General features: G+C 73.7%; 3 protein-coding genes. All 3 read left to right on the forward strand.

All coding sequences use genetic code 11. From position 1 onward, the window contains the following. A partial coding sequence (locus JS521_RS35505) for an asparagine synthase-related protein (protein ID WP_239488286.1) occupies positions 1-1011 on the forward strand: 1011 nt, incomplete at its 5' end. Beyond that, positions 1008-1259: a lasso peptide biosynthesis PqqD family chaperone gene (locus JS521_RS35510; protein WP_205086969.1), complete on the forward strand. Its 252-nt coding sequence runs from the start codon at positions 1008-1010 to the stop codon at positions 1257-1259. The genes JS521_RS35505 and JS521_RS35510, both read left to right, overlap by 4 nt. Then, positions 1256-1721: lasso peptide biosynthesis B2 protein (locus JS521_RS35515; RefSeq protein WP_205086970.1), on the forward strand; the 466-nt coding region annotated here is incomplete at its 3' end. The genes JS521_RS35510 and JS521_RS35515, both read left to right, overlap by 4 nt.

Raw genomic sequence — 1721 nt, forward strand, 5'->3', positions numbered from 1 at the left:
GCCCTGGACCACCACATCGTCCCCGCCTCCGACGCCCCCTACTTCTATGCCGACCTCGCCTCCACCGCCGCCGAGTTGAACGACGAACCGCTCCCCGTCGCCCCCGGCCGGGCCCGCGCGGAACTGCTCCTCGGCCGCGCCCGTGCCACCGGTTCCCGCTACCACCTCACCGGCTACGGCGGCGACGAGATCTTCCTCGGCCTGCCCCACGCCTACCAGGACCTCTTCCGCGGCAACCCGCTCACCGCCTGGAACCACCTCGGCGGCCTGCGCCACCAGCTCGGCTGGCCGCTCCTGCCGACGCTGAAGGCCCTGCTGGACCGCTCGACGTTCCCCCGCTGGCTCGCCGGGGCGGTCACCGCCGCACCCCAGCCCGTCGCCCGGACCCCGCTGCTCTCCTGGGGCGTACGGCAGTCGCTGCACCCCTGGCTCACCGACCACGCGAAGACCCTCATCGCCGAGGAGTTCCGGGCCGCCGCCGAGCACGCCGAGCCGATCGACCCGCGGCGGGGGCGGCACGTCGACATCGACGGCGTACGGATGGGGGCGCGGCACTTCCAGGCGATGGAGGACATCGGCATGACGATCGGGCTGCCGGTCGCCGCGCCCCTCTACGACGACCGGGTCCTGGAGGCGGCCCTCGCCGTCCGCCTCCCGGAGCGCATCAGCCCCTGGCGCTACAAGCCGCTGCTCGTCGAGGCGATGCGCGGGGTGGTGCCGGACGAGCTGCTGGCCCGGACGACGAAGGACCACATGGCCTCCGACGAACACCAGGGCCTGCGCGAACACGCCCCGGAGCTGGCCGAGTTGTGGACCGGCTCCCGGCTGGCCGAGCACGGCCTGGTCGACGCCCGCCGCCTGCTCCGGCTCGCCGCCGAACCCTTCTCACCGGTCCTGGTCGAGCACTCCATCAGCTCCACCGTGGCCGGGGAGACCTGGCTCCGTACGGCCGAGAACGCCTGGCCGGCGACACCCCACCGCACCTCCACGACCAGCGAGGCAATCCTGTGAAGCTCAGAAAAGGCATCGCCGTCACGACCACCGAGTACGGCGGCGTCCTCCTCGACGAGAAGGACGGCAGCTACTGGCAGTTGAACGACACGAGCGTCATCGTCGTCGAGACCCTCGCGGCCGGCCGTGCCCCCGAGGCCGCCGTGGAGCGGATCGTCGCCGAGTTCGACGTCGAGCGGTCCGAGGCCGAGTCGGACGTCGCGGAGCTGACCCGCCAGCTCGTCGAGGCGAAGATCCTGCGCCCATGACCACCGAGATGACGATGCCCCGCCGGGGTGCGGGAGCGGGCGGGATGCGGCTGCGCACGGCCGTCGCCGCGGCGTTCGTCCTGGCCCGGCTCAAGCCCGGACGGCTGCGCCGGGTGCTGGCCGGGTGTGCCCGGGGCGCGCGCCCGGCCTCGCACGCTCAGACGCTGGAGGTACTGGAGGCGGTCGTCGCCACCAGCCGCCGCTGCGCGAGCCGTTACGGCTGCCTGCCCCGCTCGGTGGCCGTCGCCCTGGCCTGCCGGATGTCCGGCGTCTGGCCCGACTGGTGCGCGGGGGTGTGGGCGACCCCGCCGTTCTCCCCGCACGCCTGGGTGCTGGCGGAAGGACGTACGGTCGGGGAACAGGCAGAGGCCGCTGATCTGCGTCCTTTGATGGTGGTGACGGTACGCGAGGGGGTTCACGGTGAGCGCGGTGGCGGGGACGACGGCGGGGGCGGGACAGGCG

The sequence above is a fragment of the Streptomyces durocortorensis genome (assembly GCF_016901035.1).
In the GTDB taxonomy this organism is placed as follows: Bacteria; Actinomycetota; Actinomycetes; order Streptomycetales; family Streptomycetaceae; genus Streptomyces; species Streptomyces durocortorensis.